This window comes from Actinophytocola gossypii (genome assembly GCF_025165815.1).
In the GTDB taxonomy this organism is placed as follows: domain Bacteria; phylum Actinomycetota; class Actinomycetes; order Mycobacteriales; family Pseudonocardiaceae; genus Actinophytocola; species Actinophytocola gossypii.
In genome coordinates, this window is the sequence record NZ_JAFFZE010000004.1 from 432,227 (window position 1) to 452,383 (window position 20,157).

23 protein-coding genes and 1 pseudogene are annotated in these 20,157 nt (G+C 73.6%); 9 read left to right on the forward strand and 15 right to left on the reverse strand.

Features of this window, described 5'->3' with window-relative positions; genetic code table 11:
- Positions 1-51: 51 nt before the first annotated feature.
- The 7 genes from JT362_RS03320 to mbhE are packed head-to-tail and all read right to left on the reverse strand — an operon-like array spanning position 52 to position 5,657.
- Complete coding sequence (locus JT362_RS03320; protein WP_260189499.1) at positions 52-366, reverse strand: monovalent cation/H(+) antiporter subunit G; 315 nt, start codon at positions 364-366, stop codon at positions 52-54.
- Positions 363-632: an MrpF/PhaF family protein gene (locus JT362_RS03325; protein WP_260189500.1), complete on the reverse strand. Its 270-nt coding sequence runs from the start codon at positions 630-632 to the stop codon at positions 363-365. Before JT362_RS03325 ends, JT362_RS03320 begins: the two co-directional genes overlap by 4 nt.
- A complete protein-coding gene (locus JT362_RS03330; RefSeq protein ID WP_260189501.1) occupies positions 632-1,120 on the reverse strand; it encodes a Na+/H+ antiporter subunit E in 489 nt (162 codons plus the stop codon). The genes JT362_RS03325 and JT362_RS03330 overlap by 1 nt, the downstream gene beginning before the upstream one ends.
- Positions 1,121-1,145: 25 nt before the next feature.
- Positions 1,146-2,528 (reverse strand): complex I subunit 5 family protein, encoded by a 1,383-nt coding sequence (locus JT362_RS03335; RefSeq protein ID WP_260189502.1) that lies wholly within the window; start codon positions 2,526-2,528, stop codon positions 1,146-1,148.
- Positions 2,528-2,941 carry an NADH-quinone oxidoreductase subunit K gene (locus JT362_RS03340; RefSeq protein ID WP_260189503.1) on the reverse strand — a complete coding sequence of 138 codons (414 nt, stop codon included), beginning with the start codon at positions 2,939-2,941 and terminating at the stop codon, positions 2,528-2,530. Before JT362_RS03340 ends, JT362_RS03335 begins: the two co-directional genes overlap by 1 nt.
- Positions 2,938-3,414 (reverse strand): MnhB domain-containing protein, encoded by a 477-nt coding sequence (locus tag JT362_RS03345; protein ID WP_260189504.1) that lies wholly within the window; start codon positions 3,412-3,414, stop codon positions 2,938-2,940. The genes JT362_RS03340 and JT362_RS03345 overlap by 4 nt, the downstream gene beginning before the upstream one ends.
- Positions 3,411-5,657, reverse strand: a complete 2,247-nt coding sequence (gene mbhE / locus JT362_RS03350; protein WP_260189505.1) for a hydrogen gas-evolving membrane-bound hydrogenase subunit E — start codon at positions 5,655-5,657, stop codon at positions 3,411-3,413. The genes JT362_RS03345 and mbhE overlap by 4 nt, the downstream gene beginning before the upstream one ends.
- 122 nt (positions 5,658-5,779) lie before the next feature.
- Between mbhE and JT362_RS03355 the strand changes: the two genes are divergently transcribed.
- Positions 5,780-6,268, forward strand: a complete 489-nt coding sequence (locus JT362_RS03355) for a TrkA C-terminal domain-containing protein (RefSeq protein WP_260189506.1) — start codon at positions 5,780-5,782, stop codon at positions 6,266-6,268.
- A 15-nt stretch (positions 6,269-6,283) separates the two neighbouring features.
- Here JT362_RS03355 and JT362_RS03360 read toward each other — a convergent pair whose 3' ends face one another.
- Positions 6,284-7,126, reverse strand: a complete 843-nt coding sequence (locus tag JT362_RS03360; protein WP_260189507.1) for a helix-turn-helix transcriptional regulator — start codon at positions 7,124-7,126, stop codon at positions 6,284-6,286.
- 100 nt (positions 7,127-7,226) lie between these two features.
- On the opposite strand from JT362_RS03360, the gene JT362_RS03365 reads away from it, so the two are divergent.
- The 3 genes from JT362_RS03365 (at position 7,227) to JT362_RS03375 (ending at position 11,386) form a co-directional block, all read left to right on the forward strand.
- The gene (locus JT362_RS03365) at positions 7,227-7,985 is read left to right on the forward strand and encodes an SDR family oxidoreductase (RefSeq protein WP_260189508.1); all 759 of its coding nucleotides are present in this window, start codon (positions 7,227-7,229) and stop codon (positions 7,983-7,985) included.
- A gap of 18 nt (positions 7,986-8,003) precedes the next feature.
- Positions 8,004-8,210 (forward strand): tautomerase family protein, encoded by a 207-nt coding sequence (locus JT362_RS03370; RefSeq protein WP_260189509.1) that lies wholly within the window; start codon positions 8,004-8,006, stop codon positions 8,208-8,210.
- Between the two features lie 74 nt (positions 8,211-8,284).
- Positions 8,285-11,386, forward strand: coding sequence for an AfsR/SARP family transcriptional regulator (locus JT362_RS03375; protein WP_260189510.1), 3,102 nt, complete (start codon positions 8,285-8,287; stop codon positions 11,384-11,386).
- A 14-nt stretch (positions 11,387-11,400) separates the two neighbouring features.
- Here the strand turns inward: JT362_RS03375 and JT362_RS03380 are convergent, their stop codons facing one another.
- Entirely contained in the window at positions 11,401-11,658 is a 258-nt protein-coding gene (locus tag JT362_RS03380; RefSeq protein ID WP_311202660.1) for an SDR family oxidoreductase, read from the reverse strand.
- Here JT362_RS03380 and JT362_RS03385 point away from each other — a divergent pair.
- Complete coding sequence (locus JT362_RS03385) at positions 11,657-11,941, forward strand: cupin domain-containing protein (protein ID WP_375546433.1); 285 nt, start codon at positions 11,657-11,659, stop codon at positions 11,939-11,941. The two genes, JT362_RS03380 and JT362_RS03385, sit on opposite strands and share 2 nt — an antisense overlap.
- 22 nt (positions 11,942-11,963) lie before the next feature.
- On the opposite strand, the gene JT362_RS03390 is transcribed toward JT362_RS03385, so the two are convergent.
- Together JT362_RS03390 and JT362_RS03395 are read right to left on the reverse strand one after the other, a co-directional pair.
- Positions 11,964-12,434: a hypothetical protein gene (locus JT362_RS03390; RefSeq protein WP_260189511.1), complete on the reverse strand. Its 471-nt coding sequence runs from the start codon at positions 12,432-12,434 to the stop codon at positions 11,964-11,966.
- Between the two features lie 107 nt (positions 12,435-12,541).
- Positions 12,542-12,976, reverse strand: coding sequence for a hypothetical protein (locus tag JT362_RS03395; protein WP_260189512.1), 435 nt, complete (start codon positions 12,974-12,976; stop codon positions 12,542-12,544).
- Between the two features lie 165 nt (positions 12,977-13,141).
- Here JT362_RS03395 and JT362_RS03400 point away from each other — a divergent pair, with 165 nt between their 5' ends.
- Positions 13,142-14,011: a DUF4394 domain-containing protein gene (locus JT362_RS03400; protein WP_260189513.1), complete on the forward strand. Its 870-nt coding sequence runs from the start codon at positions 13,142-13,144 to the stop codon at positions 14,009-14,011.
- A 123-nt stretch (positions 14,012-14,134) separates the two neighbouring features.
- On the forward strand, positions 14,135-17,017 hold the full coding sequence (locus tag JT362_RS03405; RefSeq protein WP_260189514.1) for a helix-turn-helix transcriptional regulator: 2,883 nt from the start codon (positions 14,135-14,137) through the stop codon (positions 17,015-17,017).
- Positions 17,018-17,030: 13 nt separating this feature from the next.
- On the opposite strand, the gene JT362_RS03410 is transcribed toward JT362_RS03405, so the two are convergent.
- From JT362_RS03410 to JT362_RS03420, 3 genes are all read right to left on the reverse strand, one after another.
- Entirely contained in the window at positions 17,031-18,089 is a 1,059-nt protein-coding gene (locus JT362_RS03410; RefSeq protein ID WP_260189515.1) for a PQQ-dependent sugar dehydrogenase, read from the reverse strand.
- A gap of 74 nt (positions 18,090-18,163) precedes the next feature.
- On the reverse strand, positions 18,164-18,499 hold the full coding sequence (locus JT362_RS03415) for a YnfA family protein (RefSeq protein WP_260189516.1): 336 nt from the start codon (positions 18,497-18,499) through the stop codon (positions 18,164-18,166).
- A 37-nt stretch (positions 18,500-18,536) separates the two neighbouring features.
- Positions 18,537-19,283 carry a MerR family transcriptional regulator gene (locus JT362_RS03420; protein WP_260189517.1) on the reverse strand — a complete coding sequence of 249 codons (747 nt, stop codon included), beginning with the start codon at positions 19,281-19,283 and terminating at the stop codon, positions 18,537-18,539.
- A gap of 113 nt (positions 19,284-19,396) precedes the next feature.
- Between JT362_RS03420 and JT362_RS03425 the strand changes: the two are divergent.
- A pseudogene (locus tag JT362_RS03425) lies at positions 19,397-19,561 on the forward strand (AAA family ATPase); the annotation flags it as partial.
- Positions 19,562-19,632: 71 nt separating this feature from the next.
- Entirely contained in the window at positions 19,633-19,845 is a 213-nt protein-coding gene (locus tag JT362_RS03430; RefSeq protein ID WP_260189518.1) for a hypothetical protein, read from the forward strand.
- A gap of 8 nt (positions 19,846-19,853) precedes the next feature.
- Here the strand turns inward: JT362_RS03430 and JT362_RS03435 are convergent, their stop codons facing one another.
- Entirely contained in the window at positions 19,854-20,156 is a 303-nt protein-coding gene (locus JT362_RS03435; RefSeq protein WP_260189519.1) for a DUF1905 domain-containing protein, read from the reverse strand.
- Between the last annotated feature and the right edge of the window lies 1 nt (position 20,157).

The following is a 20,157-nucleotide window of genomic DNA, read 5'->3' on the forward strand; positions in this document are numbered from 1 at the left end:
GCACCAGGTGTACCGGAGAACGGGCGGTGGGCACAGCCGCCGGTTGTCCTCTCACGGTTCACCCGGGTGGTCGCCGTCGCGCTGGGCGCGGCGGTGGGCTGCGCGGGCGATCGCGTGGCCGGACACCGGCGAGGTGAGCGCGACGAACACGATCGCGAGCGCGGCGAAGGACATGATCGCGGCGTCCTCGGTCGCGATCGAGGACGCCAGGATCGCGATCACCCCTGGTCCGGTGGCCAGGCCCTGGGCGTGCAGCTGCCCGTAGGTGCCGCGCATCCGCAGGACGCCGACCAGGCTGACCGTGAGCAGCACCAGGCCGAGCAGGAGCAGCGCGCCACCCACCACGTCGAGCACGACCGAGATCATCCGAACGGGCCTCCCTGGTCGAGGTACCTGGCCGCCGCCACGGTGGCGACGAAGGACAGCAGGGCGAGCGCCACGGCGGCGTCGAAGTAGTAGGCCTGTCCCCGCAGGTAGGACAGCAGGGCCAGCAGCGCGATGACGATCACCGCGAGGAGGTCGAGCGCGACGACCCGCTGGAGCACGTCGCGGGCCCTGATCAGCACCAGGCCACCGGCGACCAGCAGCAGCGTCACCCAGACCATGCCGATGACGACGACGAAGGCCGGCATCAGGGGAAGACCCGGCGCTGGCGCCGCTCGTAGAGGTCGTGCTGGGCGGCGACCACGGCCTCGGGGTCACGCGCGTCCAGCACGTGCAGCAGCATCCGGCCCGCCTGCTCGTCGATCTCGACGACGACGGTGTCCGGTACGAAGCCGACGCGGACTCCCCAGGCCGCCGCACCGGCCCGCGCGCAGGGCCGGATCGGCACCTCGACGAGCCCGCCGTGCACCGGACCCCGCCCGCAGAGGCAGACCGCCGTGTCCCAGGTGCCGCGCACCAGGTCCACCAGGGTCCCGCCGACCAGCGCCGGGACACCCGCGAGCCGGCGCAGCAGCGGACCGGACGCGGCGGCCTCGGCCGGCCGGAGCCGCCTGGCCACGACGACGAGCACCGTCGCCAGCACGAGCCCGGTGAGCACGTCCCCCGGGCGCAGGCTCGTCAGCACCAGCAGGTAGATCGCGGTGAGCACGACGACGCGGAGCACCAGCGCGAGCATTCCAACCTCCATTCACCGCCACGGGTCATCCGGGACCCACCGCCAGCAGCATGTCCACGGCGTGGCCGCTGAGCGCGATCAGCGGCTCCGGCCACAGTCCCGCGGCGAGCACCAGCAACGCCAGCGCGGCCGTGACCAACCGCTGCGGCAGCGGGCTGACCACGCCGCCGGACGCCGGGTCCGCGCGCCAGAAGCGGCGCTGGTAGACCTGGAACAGGTAGACGAGCGAGAGCGCGCTGCCCACCACGAGCAGCACGACGAGCGCGGCGCTGCCGGCCGCGACCCCGGTGCGGAACAGCTCGAGCTTCCCGACGAACCCCATCGCCGGCGGTACCCCGGCCACACTGAGCGCCCCGACCGCGAACGCGCCGGCGACCAGCGTGCCCCGCAGCCCCGACGCCAGGAACAGCAGTGCCTTGTTCAGCGCGTTGACCACGCTGTAGAGCACCGCCGTGGTCAGCGCGACCGGGCCGCCGACGCCCACCGCGACCAGCACGTACCCGACCTGCCCGATCGCGGAGTAGGCCAGCATCTCCGCGGTGTCGCCCCGGGCCACCGCCAGCACCCCGCCGTAGACGATCGACGCGGCGCCCAGCACGACGAGCGCGATGCCGGCGTGCCGCAGCTGCTCGGGAAACAGGCCGGCACCGAAGCGGAGCAGTCCGTAGGCGCCGATGTTCGCCACCGCCCCGCTGAGGATCGCGGCGACCGCGGGCCGGGCCCCCGCGTAGACCGTCGGCAGCCAGAAGTGGAACGGGAACAGCCCGAGCTTGACGCAGAACGCGATGAAGAACCCGGTCGCGATGAGGAGCGCCGCGTTCGGGTTGACGTCGAGCATGCGCCCGGCCACCTGGTCCATCGAGAGGGTCCCGGTCACCCGGTACACCCCGGCCACCGACAGCAGGAAGATGAACGAGCCCAGCAGGTTGACCGCGGCGAACACCAGTGCCGCCCGCAGCTGGCGCCGCTTGCCGCCGTAGGCGCTGAGCGCGTACGAGGCGGTCATGGCCAGTTCGAAGAAGACGTAGAAGGAGAACACGTCGCCGGTGACGAACAGGCCGGTCAACCCGGCGGCGAGCAGGACGACCAGCCCGGGGAAGGTCCTGGACCGCGCCCCGCCGCTCGCCTCGTGGACGGCCGCGGCGAGCAGCACCAGCACCGAGAGCAGGGCGAAGGCGACGGCCAGGGCGTCGGCGCGCAGCGTGATGCCGACACCCTCCGGCCAGTCGCCGGTGCGGACCCGCCTGGCACCGCCGGTGAACACCTGGGCGGCGAGCACGGCCAGCAGCACGAGGGTCGCCGCGAGCGATCCGACGCCGAGCCACGCGATCACCCGCCGCCTGCCGTCCAGGGCGACGAGCAGTACCCCGGTCACCCAGGGCACGAGCAGCGCGGTCGACAGCAGCATCAGGGGGCCCGCTCGCCGTCCGGGTCGCTCTCGATCTCCTCGCGGTCGGCCTGCCGCCGCCGTTCCAGCCCGGCCTCGTGCTCGGCCTCGGTCGCGGCCAGCTCGTCCTGCTCGGCGGTCCGGAAGACCACGATGGCCCGGTGCACCAGGGCGAGCAGCAGCGCCACCGTGGCCAGCCCGATGACCAGCGCGGTCAGCGCCAGCGCCTGCGGCAGCGGGTCGCTCACCCGCTCGCCCGGCGCCACGTCGATCGCCGCCCGCCCCCGGCTCAGGCTCGCGGCGATGATCGTGACGACACCGCTCTGCGAGATCAAGATGATGCCCGCGACCATCCTGATCAGGTCCTGCTTGAGCAGCAGGTAGGCCCCGGAGCCGAACAGGACCGCCGCGGCGACGGCGAAGGCGAGGATCACCGGGCCGCCTCCTCACGCGACCGCGCGAGGTGGTGCAACAGCACCGTCAGCACGCCGATGACGAGCAGGAACACCCCGAGGTCGAACAGCAGCGGGGTGAACAGCTCCAGGGTGCCGATCGTGGTGACGTGCTCGCCGGGGCCGGGGCGGTGGGTCACCGGCGGGTCGCCGAGCAGGAGCGGGAAGAACCCGCTGGCGAGCGCGAGGAGCAGCCCGCCGACCGCGGCCTTCGGGGCGTGCCGCAGTGCCGGCAGCGCCGCCTCGGCCCCCGCCGCCCCGAGCGCCACGTAGGCCAGCGCGACCGCCAGCGCGACGATCACCCCGGCGGCGAACCCGTCGCCCACCTCGGCGTAGCCCTTGGCGATCAGGCCGGCCGCGAACATCAGGCTCGGGCCGGGCAGCAGGCGGGCGATGACCCGGACCACCGAGCCCGGATCCCCGCTCCGGTCGGCACGGCGGTCGTCGGGCCTCACCACAACCGCCCCCGCCGGACCAGGGTCGCCACCCCGACGACCGCGACCAGCAGCACGGTGATCTCGACCAGGGTGTCCAGCCCGCGGAAGTCGGCGACGATCACCGTGACGACGTCGCCGCCGTGCGCGGACGGGGTGAGCCGGAGGTGCTCGTCGGACACGCTGTCCGCCGCGGGCTGGGACAGGAACCCCCACAGGGCGACGAAGGCGGCGAGCCCGGCGAGGAGAGCGGCGAACACGTCCCGCCTGCGCCGGACCGGGTCGCCGGGAACGAACCGGTCCGGGTCCTCCCTCGGCAGCCGGGACAACGCCGCGACGAACACCAGGGTCAGCATGGTCTCGACCACGACCGCCACCAACGCGACGTCCGGGGCGCCGACGAGCGCGTACAGCGCGGCCAGCGCGAAGCCGACCACCGCCAGGGCGAGCGCCACGACCAGCCGGACCCTGGCGCGGGCGGTCACCACGGTCGCGACGACGACCAGCGCCAGCAGCGGCAGGATCACCCAGTCGGCCCCCTCGACGATGCCGACCATGTACGCGCCGGCGGTCGGCGTGGCGACGAACGCGACGCCGATCAACAGCCCGGCCGGCACCAGCACCGCCGCGATGCTGCCGCGCAGGTCGCGGACCTCCCGGTCGTGCACCGCGGCCGATACGCGGTCCAGCGCGCGCAACGTGCCGTCGTAGGCCCGCCGGGGCCCGAACCGCTCCCCCGCCGCGGCGAAGGCCCGCGACAACCCGTCCGTCAGCCTCGGCAGCACGAGCAGCAGCCCGCCCAGCGCCCAGGCGGCGACCGCCATCAGGTTCTCCGGGCGGGCGTCGAGGTGGTAGCCGGGGGACATCGTGACCGGTTCGCCCGCCGACACCGTGGCCGCGTCCTCGGCCAGCCGCGCGAACGGCTCCACGACGACGCCGCCGAGCACCGCGACCGCGGCCAGGACCACGACCGGGGCGACGAGCAGTGTGGAGGCCGCACCCACCGACCCGCGCGCGGGTCCGAGGAACAGCCCGATCCAGAAGCGTCCGATGTAGGCGAACGTCAGGGTCGCCGCGACGACCGCCAGCACCACGGTCACCGGGCCGCGCTCGACCGCCGCGGCGAACAACAGCTCGTCCTTGAAGAACCCCACGGTGAGCGGCAGCGCGGCCAGCGTCGCCGATGCGGCCCCGGCGGCCACCGCGAGCACCGGCACGCGGCGGCCGAGGCCGCCCAGGCGGGACAGCCGGTCCTCGCCGGTGGCCATCGTCACCGCCCCCGCGGTCATGAACAGTGCGCTCTTGGCGATCCCGTGCGCCAGCACGTAGAACGCGGCCGCGCCGTTGGCCGCCGCTCCCCCGATCCCGTAGAGCATCACCATGTACCCGTACTGCGAGATCGTGGAGTAGGCGAGCACCTGCTTGAGCACGTCCCGGCGCAGCGCGAGCACCCCGCCGACCACCACCGAGGCCGCCCCGACGACCACCAGCCCGGTCAGCACCGCCTCGCTGCGGGCCAGCAGCGGGTGCACCCGCCCGAGCACCAGCACGCCGGCCGCGACCATGGCCGCCGAGTGCAGGTACGCCGAGACCGGGGTCGGCGCCGCCATCGCTTTCGGGAGCCAGAAGTGCAGCGGCACCTGCGCGCTCTTGGCCAGCGCGGCCACGGCCAGCAACGCGGCGGCGAGCGTGGTCGTGGTCGATGGCTCGGCCCGGTCCAGCAGTTCGGGAATGGCGAACGTCCCGTGCTCCGCGTGCAGGAGCACGGCGGCGACCAGCATCGCCACCGCGGCGACGACCGTGACCAGCAACGCCATCAACGCCGACCTGCGTGCCTCCCGCTCGGCCCGGTCGAAGCCGATGAGGAAGTACGAGCACACCGCGGTCAGGTCGAAGAACACGAACACCAGCACGAGGTCCTGCGCGGTGGCCAGCCCCACCATGGACACCGCGAACAACGTCATCCACGGCCAGAACCGCCACCGCTCCACCGCCGGGCGGCGCTGGTGCTCCAGGTGCAGGGTCAGGTAGCGGGTGCCGTAGGCGAAGACGAGCGCGCCGACACCGGTGGCCAGCAGCCCGTAGAGCACGGCGAGCCCGTCGAGCGCGAAGGCCAGCCGCAGGTCCAGGCTCGGCGCCCACGGCAGCGAGAACCCCGCGCCGCCGGCGAACAGGCACAGCGCGAAGCCCGCGACCGCGATCACGCAGGCCGACCATCCCGGCCGGTCCGCGGTGGGCCGCGTCCCGCCGCGATCGACAGCCACGGCAACTCCTCGGACAGGCAGCGGGCCAAACCGAACGGTAATTGATCCGGACCTGGCTCGCAGGGCGTCGAACCGCCGGTACCGATGTTGCTCCCGCCGGGTGCCTGTGCCACTGTCGGGCCATGGACGTCGAGGTGCGCAGGCGTGATCTGCCGGGTCTTGGCAAGCAGTTCGAGATCGGCTGCGACAAGGGCGGCCGGGTCGCCGTCGTCGTGCAGAACAACGGCGCGCGCCACCTCTACACCTTCGAGCCGGCCGAGGACGCGGCCAGCACCGCGCTCACGCTCGACGAGGACCAGGCACGGACGCTCGGCGCCATTCTGGCGGGTGTCTTCTTCCAGCCCGTCGGCGCGGACCACGACGCCCCGGCCGTGTTCGGTGCGGTGGCGATCGACTGGTTGACCGTGGACGTGCCGGCGACGGTGGTCGGTGACGTCGTGCCCGTCGACCATCCCTCGGCCACGCTGGTCGCCATCGTGCGCGACGAGCACACCGTCATGAAGCCGGGTCCTCGGGAGCCACTGCACGCGGGTGACCAGCTCCTGGTCACCGGTCACCGCTCGGACATCGCCACCGTCCGCGCGCAGCTCACCGGCACCGCGGCGGGCTGACGCCGGGTCGGACGCTCAGCCGGTCGCGAAGTCCTCGTGGCCCAGCACGGCGAGCAGGCGGATCTTGTCCTCCGCCTCGCTGCCCGGTGCGGGCGTGAGCACCAGCAGAGCCTGGGACTGGTCCTCGGTGAACAGCGCCTGGCAGTCGATGTCGATCCGGCCGACCTGGGGGTGCACCAGGGTCTTGTGGTCCGCGAACCGCTGCGCGACCTCGTGCCGCTCCCAGAGCGCGCGGAACTCCTCGGACCCGGCCAGCAGCGTGCGAACCAGTTCGCCGGCCCTGGACCGCTCCCCCGCCGCCCCGTAGACCGCCCGCAGGGAGGCGACCAGGCTGCGCGCCTGCCGGTCGTGGTCCTCTGGCGGGTAGACGTTCCGCGACGCCGGATCGGTGAACCACCGGTACACGTCGCAGCGCGCCCAGCCGGTCAGCCGGGACCGGTCGCCGAAGATCATCGTCGCGAGCCGGTTCGCCACCAGCGTCTCGCCGAGGGAGGACAGGATCAGCGCCGGGCTGTCCTCCAGCCGGTCCAGCACCCGCAGCAGCGCGGGCGCCACGTGGGCGTCCGCCGGGGTGCGTCGCGGCACGTTGTGCCCGGCCAGCCGGTAGAGGTGGTCGCGTTCGTCGGCGGTGAGGCGCAGTGCCCTGGCCAGGGACGCCAGCATCTGCTCGGACGGCTGCGGACCGCGCTGCTGTTCGAGGCGCACGTAGTAGTCGACCGACATCCCGGTCAGGCCGGCGACCTCCTCGCGCCGCAGTCCCGGTGTCCGGCGGCGTGGCCCTGGCACCAGCCCGACGTCGGACGGGCGCAACGCCTCCCGGCGGCGGCGCAGGAAGTCGGCGAGAGCGACACGGTTCATGCCTCCATGGTGCGCCGGTCCGGCGAGCCCAGCCAGGGATCCCCGGTCCCCCGACAACGGGCCCCTCCCGCGCCGGGCGCGGCCGACGCACAGTGGGGCCATGGACATCACCGGCAACACGATCTTCGTTCCCGGCGCCACCTCCGGCATCGGTCTCGCCCTCGCCCTGCGCCTGCGGGACAGGGGCAACACCGTGATCATCGGCGGCAGGCGCACCGACGTACTGGAGACGCTGGCCGCCGAGCACGGCTTCGGCACCGTCCGCATCGACACCACCGACCCGGCGTCGATCAGCGAGGCGACCGCCGACGTGGTGCGGCGTTACCCCGACCTGAACGTGCTGGTCGCCATGGCCGGCATCATGCGGATCGAGGACTGGACGACGCCCGGTTTCCTGGCCGACGCCGAGGAGATCGTCATCACCAACGTCCTCGGCCCGATCCGGCTGATCGCCGCGCTCACCGAGCACCTGCGGACCCGCCCCGGCGCCGCCGTCGTCACCGTCTCCTCCGGACTCGCACACACCCCGCTGCGCCCCACCCCCACCTACAACGCCACCAAGGCCGCGATCCACATGCTCAGCGAGACGCTGCGCCTGCAGTTCGCGGACATCGGCGTCCAGGTGATCGAGCTCGTGCCGCCCGCGGTGCGCACGACGCTCCTGCCGGGCCAGGAGACGTCGGAGGTCGCCATGCCCCTGGACGACTTCGCCGACGAGGTCGTGGATCTCCTCGAGAAGGACCCCGACGCCCACGAGATCCTCGTCGAGCGGGTGAAGTTCCTCCGCTTCGGCGAGGTCCGCGGCGACTACGACCAGGTCGTCGCCACCCTCAACTCCGCCGACCCGCACGCCGGCTGACCACGGAAGCAGGAGACCATGCCCTACGCCAACCTGAAGATCCCCGCCGGCACCCTCACCGACGAGTCCAAGAAGAAGCTCCGGGACGCCGTCACCGACGCCTTCGCCACGGTCTACGGCGAACGCGCCCGACCGAACACCCTCGTGATCCTCGAGGAAGTGCCCGACGGCGGCTGGAGCCTCGGCGGCACCGTCCTCAACGAGGGAAACCTCGGCCGCGTGTGACGGCGACACGTCCTTGTCCGCCGCTGTCCGGGTGACTTATGTTTGTCCCCCGGTCGGGGGGTGAGGGGCCCACGGTGGCTGTTCGGATCCAGGTGTTGGGTTCGTTGCGAGTATGGCGTGACGGTGGGGAACTCGACCTCGGCCCGCCCGCCCGGCGCGCGGTGCTGGGGTTGCTGGTGCTCGGCGGCGGCGAGACGGTGACCACCCGCGCGCTGGTCGACGCGCTGTGGGGCGACCAACCGCCGCGCAGCGCGGTGAACGTGGTGCAGACCCACGTCAAACACCTGCGCCGGCTGCTGGAACCCGACCGGCCGTCGCGCACCGGCAGCGTGCTGCTGCCACACGTCAACGGCGGCTACGCGCTCAACCAGGACGCCGTCGACGTCGACCTGGCCCGGGTCCGCCGCCTGCTCGCCGAGGCCGACCACGACGGGGACCGGGCCGCGGCGTCGCTCGGCGAGGCGTTGCGGCTGTGGCACGGGCCGCCGCTGGCCGACATCCCGATGCTCGCCACCCAGCCGAAGGTCGTCGCACTGGTCGCCGAGCGGCGGAAGGTACTCGCCAGGTACGGCGACGTGATGATCGCGAACGGCGCCGCCACGGAGGTCCTGCCCGACATCGCCGCGGCGGCCGCCGAGCAACCGTTCGACGAACCGGCGCAGGCTCGGCTCATCCGCGCCTACCACGCGGTCGGGCTGCGGGCCACGGCTTTCCAGGTCTACCACGACGTTCGTGACCGGCTCGTCGAGGAGCTCGGGATCGACCCCGGCCCTGAGCTGCGCGCGGCGCACACGGCGCTGCTGCACCCCGACGCCGGTCCGGCCACCGATCCCCTGCCGGCCCCGAGGGTGCCGAGGCAACTGCCGGCCGAGCCGCCGGGGTTCACCGGCCGGGTCGACCAACTGTCCGTTCTGGACCGGCTGCTGCCGAGGTCCGGCACCGGCGGGGCGGTGACGATCGCCGCGATCTCCGGCACCGCTGGCGTGGGCAAGACCGCGCTCGCCGTGCACTGGGCACACCGCGTCCGGGACCGTTTCCCCGACGGGGAGCTCTACGCGAACCTGCGTGGGCACGCGCACGGCCCACCGGCGCGGCCGATCGAGATCCTCACCCAGTTCCTGCTCGCCCTCGGCATCCCCGCCGAACGCGCTCCCGCCGACCTGGAGACCGCCTCCGCCCTCTACCGCACCATGATGACCGGCCGGAAGACGTTGGTACTGCTGGACAACGTCGCCGGGCCGGACCAGGTCCGGCCGCTGCTGCCGGCCGGCGCGGGCAGCATGGTCGTGGTGACCGGCCGGGACCAGCTGTCCGGGCTGGTCGCCACCCACGGCGCGCACCAGCTCACGCTCACCGTGCTGAGCCCGGACGACGCGCTGGAGCTGCTGGCCCGCGTACTGGGCGCCGAGCGGGTGCTGGCCGAACCCGAGCCGGCCGCCGAGTTCGCCAAGCTGTGCGTCTACCTGCCGCTCGCGCTGCGGATCGCCGCGGCCAACCTGGCCGACCACCCGTGGCTCGGGATCGAGGACCACGTCCTGGAGCTGCGCGACGGCAACCTGCTGGCCGCGCTCGCGGTGCAGGGCGACGAGCAGACGGCGGTGCGTACGGCGTTCGACCTCTCCTACGCCGCGTTGCCGGACGCCGCGCGGCGGGTGTTCCGCCTGCTGAGCCTGGTCCCGGGCACCGACGTCAGCACCGAGGCGGTCGCCGCGCTCGCCAGCACGGACCCCCGGGAGGCCGGTGCGCTGCTGCACCAGCTCGCCGGTGCCCACCTCGTCGAGCACTACGCACCGGGCCGGTACCGCTTCCACGACCTACTCCGCCGGTACGCGGCCGAGCAGCCGGAACCCGAGCGGGACACGGCACTGGACCGGCTGTACGACTGGTACCTGCACGCGGTGGACGCCGCCGCCCGGCTGCTGTACCCGCACATGCTGCGGCTGCCGGTGCCGGTCACCGAGACACGGGCACCCTCGGCCGTCACGGATCCGGCCACGGCGTCGGGCTGGCTGGACACCGAACGCGGGAACCTCGTCGCCGCGATCCAGCACGCCGGGTCGCGCCCGGTGGCGTGGCTGCTCGCCGACGCCCTGCGCGGCTACTTCTGGATGTGCGCGCGCAAGGTCGACTGGCAGACCGCGGCCGAGGCGGGCCTGGCCGCGGCCGAAGCGGCCGGGGACCCGATGGCACTGGCCGCCGCCCGGCTCAGCCTGGCCGACCTGAACTTCCGGCAGGGCAGGGCGCGGCTGGCCGTCCGGCACCACACCCACGCGCTGCTGTACGCCCGGCGAGCCGGTTGGCCGGAGGCCCAGGCGGCGGTGCAGGGCAACCTCGGCCTCGTCCACCGCCGGTCCGGTCGGCTCACCAGCGCCGCGGCCCGGTTCGGGCGGGGACTGACGCTGAGCCGCGCGATCGGCCAGACCGCGGGTGAGGCGGTGGCACTGGGCAACCTCGGCCTGGTGCACTGGGAGATGGGCCGGCTGGCGCTCGCGGCCGACCACCACGCCCAGGCGCTGCGCGGGCACCGGCGCGTCGGCTCGCGCTACGGCGAGGCGCTCAGCCTGAGCCACCTCGGTCAGGCGCAGCGCTCACGCGGCCTGCTGACCGAGGCGGCCGACGTGCTCACCAGGGCGGTCGAGCTGTACCGCGAGGCCGGCGCCCGCGCCGGCGAGGCGGAGGCCCGCGGCCGACTGGCCGCGACCCACGCCGACCTCGGCCGCCGGGCGGCGGCCCTCGACCACGCGCGGGCCGCGTTCGAGCTGGCCAGGGAGACCGGCGACCCGAGGGCCACCGCGGAGACACTGGCCACGCTCGCCGCCGTGCACCACGGTCTCGGGAACCGGCCGGAGGCCGTCGGCCGGTACCGGCAGGCACTCGACCTGATCCGCGAGACCGGTGACCGGTACCCGGAGGTCGACGCGCTCATCGGCCTTGCGGTGGCGGCCGGGGAGGTCGGGACCGCCCGGCACGCCCTCGTCCTCGCCGAGCACGCCGGCTTCCGCGCGTTGCGGGGCCTCGCGCTGACCGCCCTCGCCGAGCTCCACCTGACCCGCCACGAGCCGGCCGACGCGGCCGAGTACGCCCGCCAGGCGCTCACCGAGCACCGGGAGACCGGCCACCGCCTCGGCGCGGAACGCACCGAGGCGGTGCTGGCACGCGCTCCGCGAGCCGGCTAGCGCGTCACCGCGGCTCATGCCGCCACCGCGCCGCCGTCGACGGGCAGGATCGCCCCGTGGATGTAGGAACTCTCCCCCGATGCGAGGAAGGCGACGGCCGCGGCGACCTCGTCCGGCAGGCCCAGCCGCCGAGCGGGGAGCAGTGCCGCGACCTGGTCGAGGCCCGCGCCGTCGTTGGTGCCTTCGGTACGGATGGGACCGGGGCTCACGGCGTTGACCCGCACCCCCACCGGGCCGAACTCGGCCGCCCACGCCTTGGTGAGCAGCATCATGGCGGCCTTCGTCGAGCCGTACAGGCCGGCCGCCGGTGTGCACGGCCACGAGGGCTACGAGTGGCTCTACGTGCTCAACGGACGCCTCCGGCTCGTGCTGGGAGGCGAGAGCATCGACCTGGTCACCGGAGAGGCGGCCGAGTTCGACACCCGCATCCCCCACTGGTTCGGTGCGTCAGGCTCCGAGCCGGTCGAGATCCTCGCTCTCCTCGGCACGCAGGGCGAGCGCGCACACCTGCGGACGACAACCCCGACGAGTGGCGGGGCCCGCGCGGAAGCGTGAAGGCCCCACCCGTCACTGTGCCTCAGATGTTCGGCGAGGATCCGAGCCCGACGTTGTTCGCGACGCCAACCGCACGGGTGGCACCGGGATAGGCGATGGTCTTTCCGAAGCACACGGACCACGAATTCGCCGCGACCCCGGAGTCCTCGCAGAACCACTTGTCCACCTGCGCGCCGGACGGCCTGTGCAGGGACACCGATGCGTCCGTCATGAAGAGGCCGACTCGGTTGTTGTTGCGCACGATCACCGCCCCCTGCATGTCGTCCCCCCTAGCCGACCTCACCATGCAGACCTGCGCGAGCACGGAGTACGCGACGGTCTTGGTACTCCCGCACTTCCAGGTGCTGGAACTGGACGTGATCGGGTTCGTGTTCCCGTAGGCGCGCCAGGAGCCGTCCGCGGCCGCGGCGGTGCCGACGGTCGTCAGACCGAGCCCGAGGGTGACGGCGGTGATCGCCGCCAGTCCCGCGAGCGCTCTTCGGATGGAGTGCATCGATGTCATCCCTTCGTCGACCATGAGTCCGGACCGATCATGCGGGGCCGGGCTTTCACGCCACTTTCCCGGCGGAGAAAGTCGGTCGGACTTCTGGCGACTCGGGGCTAGGCCGTGCCCTGGGCCTGGATGGCGCTGGTGCCGTCCGGCCGCACGTGGATGATCCCCCACGGGTAGTCGTCCGGTGCCTCCGCACCGTTCGGGCAGGAGAACCGGCCCATGGCGAAACCCAACCACGATCCGCCGCCCGGAATCGCCTCCAGGGATTCCTCGTGCGTTCCCGTCCAGGAGCAGTCGCTGCTGTCCGGCAGGACCGGAACGACGTCCGGAACCGCCCAGGTGATCTGGTTTTCCTCGACGCACCAGATGAGCCGGTAGAGGAACGCCCACTCCCCCTCGCTGAACTCGAGCACCACGTCGGACCGCTGCGGGTTCCCCTGGCACGGCGGCAGTTCCGGCTCCGCGGCCGCGGTGCCCGCGGTCGCCGACGTCACGACGGCGACAACGACCGCGATGATCGTGACGATTCGTTTCATAATCATGGTATCTCCCCGTCGACGTGTTTTCAGCCCCACAACTCTGTGGCAGGACTCAAGTCGCCGCAATACGCCGAAACGCGTACTCCAATCCTCGTCCAATCGATGTCCAGTGCGGCGAAATAGCGTGGCGGCGACACCACAGCCGGCTCACCGGAAGGGGAAAACAGGATGAAGGCACGAACCAGGAGATGGCTCGCCGCGGCGGCCGCGACCGTGGCGGCGTCGACGGCGGTCCTCCTCGGGAACACGGGCGGGGCCACGGCGGCGGCGCCGAGCCTGCCGGTGTTCGGGCTCATCGGCGACGGCACGACCATGTGCGCGTTCAGCAGCACCGCGCCCGGCACCCTCAACTGGGTCAAGGACGTACAGGGGTTCGCCGGCAACGACACCCGACTGGTCGGGATCGACTTCCGGCCGAAGAACGGCCTGCTGTACGCGGTCGCCAACCACGGGGGCATCTACACCATCCCGGTGGTCGACCCGGACGACCCGTACGTCGCCCTCCACAAGGTCGGGCAGCTGTCCGTCGCGCTGAACGGCACGAGCTTCGGCGTCGACTTCAACCCGGCCGTCGACCGCCTGCGGATCATCAGTGACCACGGCCAGAACCTGCGGCACGACGTCGACGGCAACCACACGATCAAGGACATGCCGCTGACCGTCAACGGCGCGCCCGCCACCGGGGTCACCGCCGCCGCGTACACGAACAACGACGCCAGCGCCGCCACCGGGACGACGTTGTTCGACATCGACACCCGCAACGACCAGGTCGCCATCCAGGCACCGGCCAACAACGGCACGCTGAACCCGACCGGCGCCGTCGGCCTGGACGCCGGCCTCGCCGCCGGCGCCGACATCTTCAGCGACGTGGCCAACGGCAGAACGGTCGCGAACACCGCCTTCGCCACCCTCCTGCCCGCCGGCGGACGGCAGTCCTTCTACACCGTGGACGTGCTCACCGGCGCCGCGACCCTGGTCGGGACGTTCCCGTCGATCGCCCCCGTGACCGACGTGGCCGTGACACTCGACACGAACTGACAGCAGGACCCGAGCCCGCTCCAGCCGACCTGGCCGGAGCGGGCTCGTCCGTCCACATGGGCCGGCCAGCACCGCACACCGCCGATCCTTGACCTGGTTCCCCCCTCCCGGCAGGCTCTGGCCGTGGGCGGGATCGGACCAGGTGAGCCGGGCGGGCGGGTGATCGCACCGGGCATGGTGGGACGGGCGACAGAGCTGGCCGCGCTGTCCGCCGCGCTCTCGGCACCGCCGTCGGTCGTGTCGGTGGAGGGCGAGGCAGGGGTCGGCAAGAGCAGGCTGGTCACCGAGGCCCTGCGTGGTCCGGCCGGCCGGGGCCGCCGGGTCCTGATCGGACGCTGTCATCCGATCCGCGAGTCGTTCCCACTCGGGCCGCTGGTCGAGGCGCTGGGGACGGTCGGCGACGGGCTGGCCGGCGCCAGGTTGTCCTCTGTGGCCGGCGCGCTGCGGCCGTTGCTGCCGGAGCTGACGCCATGGCTGCCGCCGGTACCGGCGCCGCTGGACGACGCCGTGGCCCAGCGCCACCGGGTGTTCCGGGGCCTCGCCGAGGCGCTGACGGCGGTGTCGCCCTCGGTCCTGGTGCTGGAGGACCTGCACTGGATGGACGAGCAGACCGGCGACTTCCTGACCTACCTGCTCCACGGCGCGCCGGCCGGCCTCGCCGTGGTGCTCACCTACCGGGGTGAGGAGGCCGGGACGGCGCTGCGGGCGTTGACCGCGCGGCCACCGGCCGGCGCCGCACTCGCCCACGTGCCTCTCGCCCCACTGGACGAGGCGCGCACGGGTGGTCTCGCCGCCGCGATCCTGGGGCTGGAGCGGGTGTCCGACGAGTTCGCCCGGTACCTGTGGGAACGCACGTCGGGGCTGCCGTTCGCGATCGAGGAGGTGCTCGCGCTGGTCCGCGAACGCGGCCTCGTGGTGCGGCGCGGTGACCGGTGGGCCAGGCGCGCGCTGGACCGGCTCGAGGTGCCCCGGGGCATCCGCGACTCCACCCTGGCGCGGGTGGCGCGGTTGTCCGCCGACGCGCGGCGGCTGGTGGCGGCGGTCTCGGTCGTCCGGACGCCCGCCACGCAACCGGCGCTGGTGGCGATGACCGGCATCGACGACCCGCTGGAGGCGCTGGTCGAGGCGGTCGACCGGGGCGTGCTCGCCGAAGCGGACGGCGGGTTCGGGTTCCGGCACGCGCTCGCCGCGCAGGCGGTCTACGAGGACCTCAACCCGGCCCGCCGGATGGCGCTGCACGGGCGGGCGGCCGAGGTGCTCGGCGCGATGGCGCCGACCCCCCTCGGCCAGGTCGCCCACCACCTGCGGCACGCGGGCCGACCGGCCGAGTGGGCGGTGGCAGCCGAACGCGCGGCCGCCCAGGCGGCGTCGCTCGGCGACGAGGACGAGGCGGTCCGCCTGCTCGCCGAGGTGCTGCGGACCGCGGCACCGCCGCCGGAGCGGCGGGCGGCGATCGCGATCGCGCTCGGCTGGGCGGCGCTGGACACCCTGCACGCGCGCGAGGTCACCGAGCCGCTGCGCGCCGCCATCGACCTGGATGTGCCGGCCGCGCTCCGCGGTGAGCTCCGGTTCCTGCTCGGGGTGATCCTCGGCCAGGCAGGCGAGGACTCGCCGATGCAACGGCGCCTGTTCCTCGACGCGCTGCCGGACCTGCGGCACCGGCCCGACCTGTGTGCCTGGGCGATGGTGGGGCTGGGCGTCACGATCCCGTCCGACACTCCGGTGGCGGAGGGGTTGCGCTGGATGATCGAGGCGGTGGCGCTGGCCGACGGCATCGACGACCGGTTGCTCGCGGTGTTCGTCCTCGGCAAGGCGGGGGGCGCGCTGATGGAGAACGGCGACCGCACCTGGCGCACCGTCGTCGGGCGGGTGGAAGAGCTGACCGGCGGCACGCCACGACAGCGGCGGGAGGCGAACGCCTACTACTCCATCGGGATCGCCGCCTGCTACACGGGCCATCTGCCGACCGCGACGACGATGCTCGACGCCGCGTCGCGCGCCGACGCGGTCCAGCAGAACCGCAGACTGGCGGTGATGATCCGCGCGGGGCTCGCGCTCGCCCACCACGGCACCGGCCGCTGGGACGGGCTGGCCGCGACCGTCGAGGAACTCCTGGCCGACGCCGCCGAGTACGCACCCGCCCGGATGGACCTCGAACTGGTCGCGAGTGGACTCGCCCTCGCGACGGGCGACCTCGACCGCGCGGCGGCGACCGCGCGCCGGGTCACCGAGTTCGCCGTCGAGATCGGCGCGTACGAGGTGGTGCCCACCGCGGCCGCGACCTGGGCGCGCGCCGCCCTCGCCCTCGGCGACCCCGCCGGCGCCGTCACCGCGGTGCGGACCCTGCTCGCCCAGCTGGACGCGAAGGGGGTGTGGGCGCCCGCGTGTTGGGCGGTGCCCGCCGTCGTCGACGTCCTGGTCGCCGCGGACGAGCGGGCGGCGGCGCGACGGTTCGCCGGCCAGGCGGCCACCGCGCTGCGTGACCTGGACGCCCCACTGGCCGGCGCGGCACTGGCCTACCTGCGCGGTGTCCTGGACGACCGGCCGGAGGAGCTGGTGACCGCGGCGGTGGAGTTCGAACGGCTGTCCGCGGCCATCGAGGCCGGCCGGGCGCACGAGGCCGCGGCGGGGAGGTGGCTGGCGTCGGGCGACGAGCGCGGCGCCGGATCGCTGCGCGCCGCCGTCGCGGTGTACGAACGCCTCGGCGCCTCGTGGGACGCCGGCCGGGCGGCGGCACTGGCCAGAAGGCACGGGGTGGCGCTGCCCGCCCGCCATCGCAACGGCCGCCGCGGCTACGGCACCGAACTGTCCCCGAGGGAGCGGCAGGTGGCCGAGCTGGCCGTCGGCGGGCGGACCAACCGGGAGATCGCCGAGGCGCTGTTCGTGTCGCCGAACACCGTCGGCAAGCACATGGCGGCGGTGATGCGGAAGCTCAGCGCGCGGTCCCGGACCGAGCTGGTGCGGCTGCTGGTGAACGCGGACGAGGATGGTGCGTTCTCGCCGTAGCTCCCGTCTCGGGTCACGCGGCGCGGACGAAGTCGGGCGGCAGGACGAGCAGCCGGTCGTCGCCGGCGCGCGGGGTGCCGACCCCGTCGGTGTTGCTGGTGAGCAGCCACAGCGCGCCGCCGGGCGCGGCCGCGACGGCACGGATCCGCCCGTACGTCCCGACGAAGTGCGGGACCGGCGTGCCGGGACGGCCGCCCGCGCCGAGCGGGACCTCCCAGAGTCGTTCGCCGCCCAGCGCGGCGACCCACAGCGAACCACCGGCGAACGCGACGCCGGACGGGGACGCCTCCCCCGTACGCCAGGTCAGCTCGGGGTCGGTGAAGCGCGGGTCGGCCGACGGGCCCTCGGCGTGCGGCCACCCGTAGTTGTGGCCCCGCCTGATCCTGTTCAGCTCGTCGAGCCTGGCGGCGCCGAACTCGGTCGCGTAGGCCCTGCCGAGGGCGTCCCAGGCGATGCCCTCGATGTTGCGGTGGCCCAGCGTCCACACCACCGAACCCGGGAACGGGTTGCCCGGCGCCGGCCGGCCGTCCGGTGTCATCCGCAGGATCTTCCCGCCCAACGAGGCCGGGTCCTGCGGGAACTCGAGCCGGAAGTTGTAGCCGGTGGTCGCGTACAGCATCCCGTCCGGGCCGAACTTCAGCCGGCCGCCGTTGGCGTCGTCGGCCACGGGAATGCCGGCGAGCACCGTCTCGACCTTCCCGATGCCCTTGTCGTAACGGAACCGGACGATCCGGTTGTCCCGGGCGGCGGAGACGTACGCGTAGACGGTCCGGTCGACGGTGAACCGAGGCGACACCGCCACCCCGAGCAACCCGCCCTGCGAGCGGGGCACCACGCCCGGCACCACCCCGACCACGGACACCGCGCCGGCCGGCGTCACCCGCAGCAGGCGGGCGGTGTCCCGTTCGGTCACCAGCGCGTCCCCGCCGGGAAGGAACGCGATCGCCCACGGACCGCGCAGCCCGTCGACGATCGTCCGCACCGGCGTGTCCGCCAGCGCCACCGACCCGCCACCGGGCGGCGACGAGAGGAGCACGCACACCAGCGCCGCGACAATCCGACGAAACCTCATGGCGCGCATCGTTTCAGCCGCGTTCGGCGACCCCGGCCGGAAAACGCGGAGGTACACCCGATCCGGTGACGGCCTCAGCCGCTCCGGGGTGCGTACATGATGATCGCCATGCCGGCCACGCAGACCAGCGCCCCGATGATGTCGAACCGGTCCGGGCGGTAGCCGTCGGCGACCATGCCCCAGGCGATCGACCCGGCGACGAAGATCCCGCCGTAGGCGGCGAGGATGCGCCCGAAGTGGGCGTCGGGCTGAAAGGTGGCCACGACCCCGTACAGGCCGAGCGCGATCGTTCCGGCGCCGATCCAGATCCAGCCCCGGTGCTCCCGGATGCCCTGCCAGACCAGCCACGCGCCGCCGATCTCGAACAGGGCCGCGACCACGAACAACGCGACCGAATGGACGATCCGCACAGACCAGGCCCCTTCTCGTGACGTGGGCGAACGGTGCTCAGTCTGGTGCGTCGAACAGCTCGGCGAGCAGACCGGCCCCCTCGGCGGGCACCCGCACCTCCAGGTGCACCACCCGGCCGTCGAACCGAAGGCGGAAGTCGAAGAACGCACAGCACCGCTGCTCGGCCGCCGCCAGCGTCGCCACGGCCCCGGCCCGGTCGGCCGGCATCGTCAGCCGGAGACCATCGGCGATCTCCGTCCGAACCGCGCCGTCGACCGCCTCGCGCCACGCGCGGACACGATCGTCCAGGTCGTCGCCGCCCAGCGAGCACGCCACCGGGGCCGAACGCCACCGCTCCTCGCCCGGCTCGACGTCCCCGCCGGCGTCGTGCCGTGCGGCCGGAGTGAGAAAGCCGCACTCCGGATCGCAGGGGCCGTCGCGGTCCGGCAGCGCGTCCAGGTGCGCCACGGCGTCGTGCAGCGACGCCGTGAACGCGGTCAACTCCGCCACCCGACGTTCGGCCTCCGCCAGGCGCGCGGCGATGCGTGGCCGCAGGTCGGCCTTCACCTCCGCGCACACCCCCGCCTCCCACACCGCGAGCAGCTCGCCGACCTCCTCGAGCGGCAGGCCGAGATGCTTCGCCGCCCCGATGAACGCCAGCCGGTCGACCGCGTCCTCGCCGTAGACCCGGTAACCCGACGGGGTCCGGTCCGCGGGCAGCAGGCCCGTCGACTCGTAGAACCGCAACGTGGTCGCCGGAACCCGCGACCGCTCGGCCAGCTGTGAGATCCGCATCCTGCTCATGCCAGGACGGTAGACCTTCGACCCGACTCGAAGGTCAAGGCCGCGCGGCCGCCGTACCGGTTCCCACGACGATCGTGGTCGGCCGCCCGGGGCCCGCGGCTTGGGCTGTGGGGATGACCGGCCGACGGCCGAGCGCGAGCGTGGTCCGGACCAGCTCACCGGTGCTGGTCGGTCGGGACAAGGAGTTGCGGGCCCTGCTCGCCACCGTCACCACCCGGTCCACCGTGGTGCTGATCGAGGGCGAGGCGGGTGTCGGCAAGACCCGGCTGGTCCGCGAACTGCTCGCGCACCCCAGGGTCGCGCACCTGCACGCCATGGTCGGACACTGCCACCAGCCGCCGTGCTCGGCGTGCCGTCGCGGATCGAGCAGCTGGCAGCGGTCGCCGGGATCGGCGCCCGCGCCGCGCGGCGGTTCGTGGAGTACCTGGGCGGCAACACCGGCCGGTACGCGGCGGTGCGCCCGGACGAGGCGTTCGAGGAGTTGCTGGCCGAGCGCCAGCGCGAGTTCGAAGCCGCGCGCGCTGCCGTGGCCGGGCTGCTCGCCGGCTACACACCGGCCTGAGCGGAAGGCTAGAGGTCGACGACCTCGACCGACACCCTCGCGACGTCACCCGGCTCGAGGTCCTCGGCGGTACGGACGGCGCGTTTCACCGGCAGCACGTAACACCCGCTGGCGCCTTCGGGGAAGATCGACGTCGTCCAGACGCTGCCGCCGAGCACGACCCGCACCCGCACGGAGCCGAACCCCCTGGCTCGCCCGCCGACCAGTTCCCGGATGTCCTCGGACTCCGCGACGGGCAGCCGCACGAAGGTCCACGTCTCGTTCCGCCTGGCGTCCCACACCCACAACTCGGCGTCGAAGTCGATGACCACG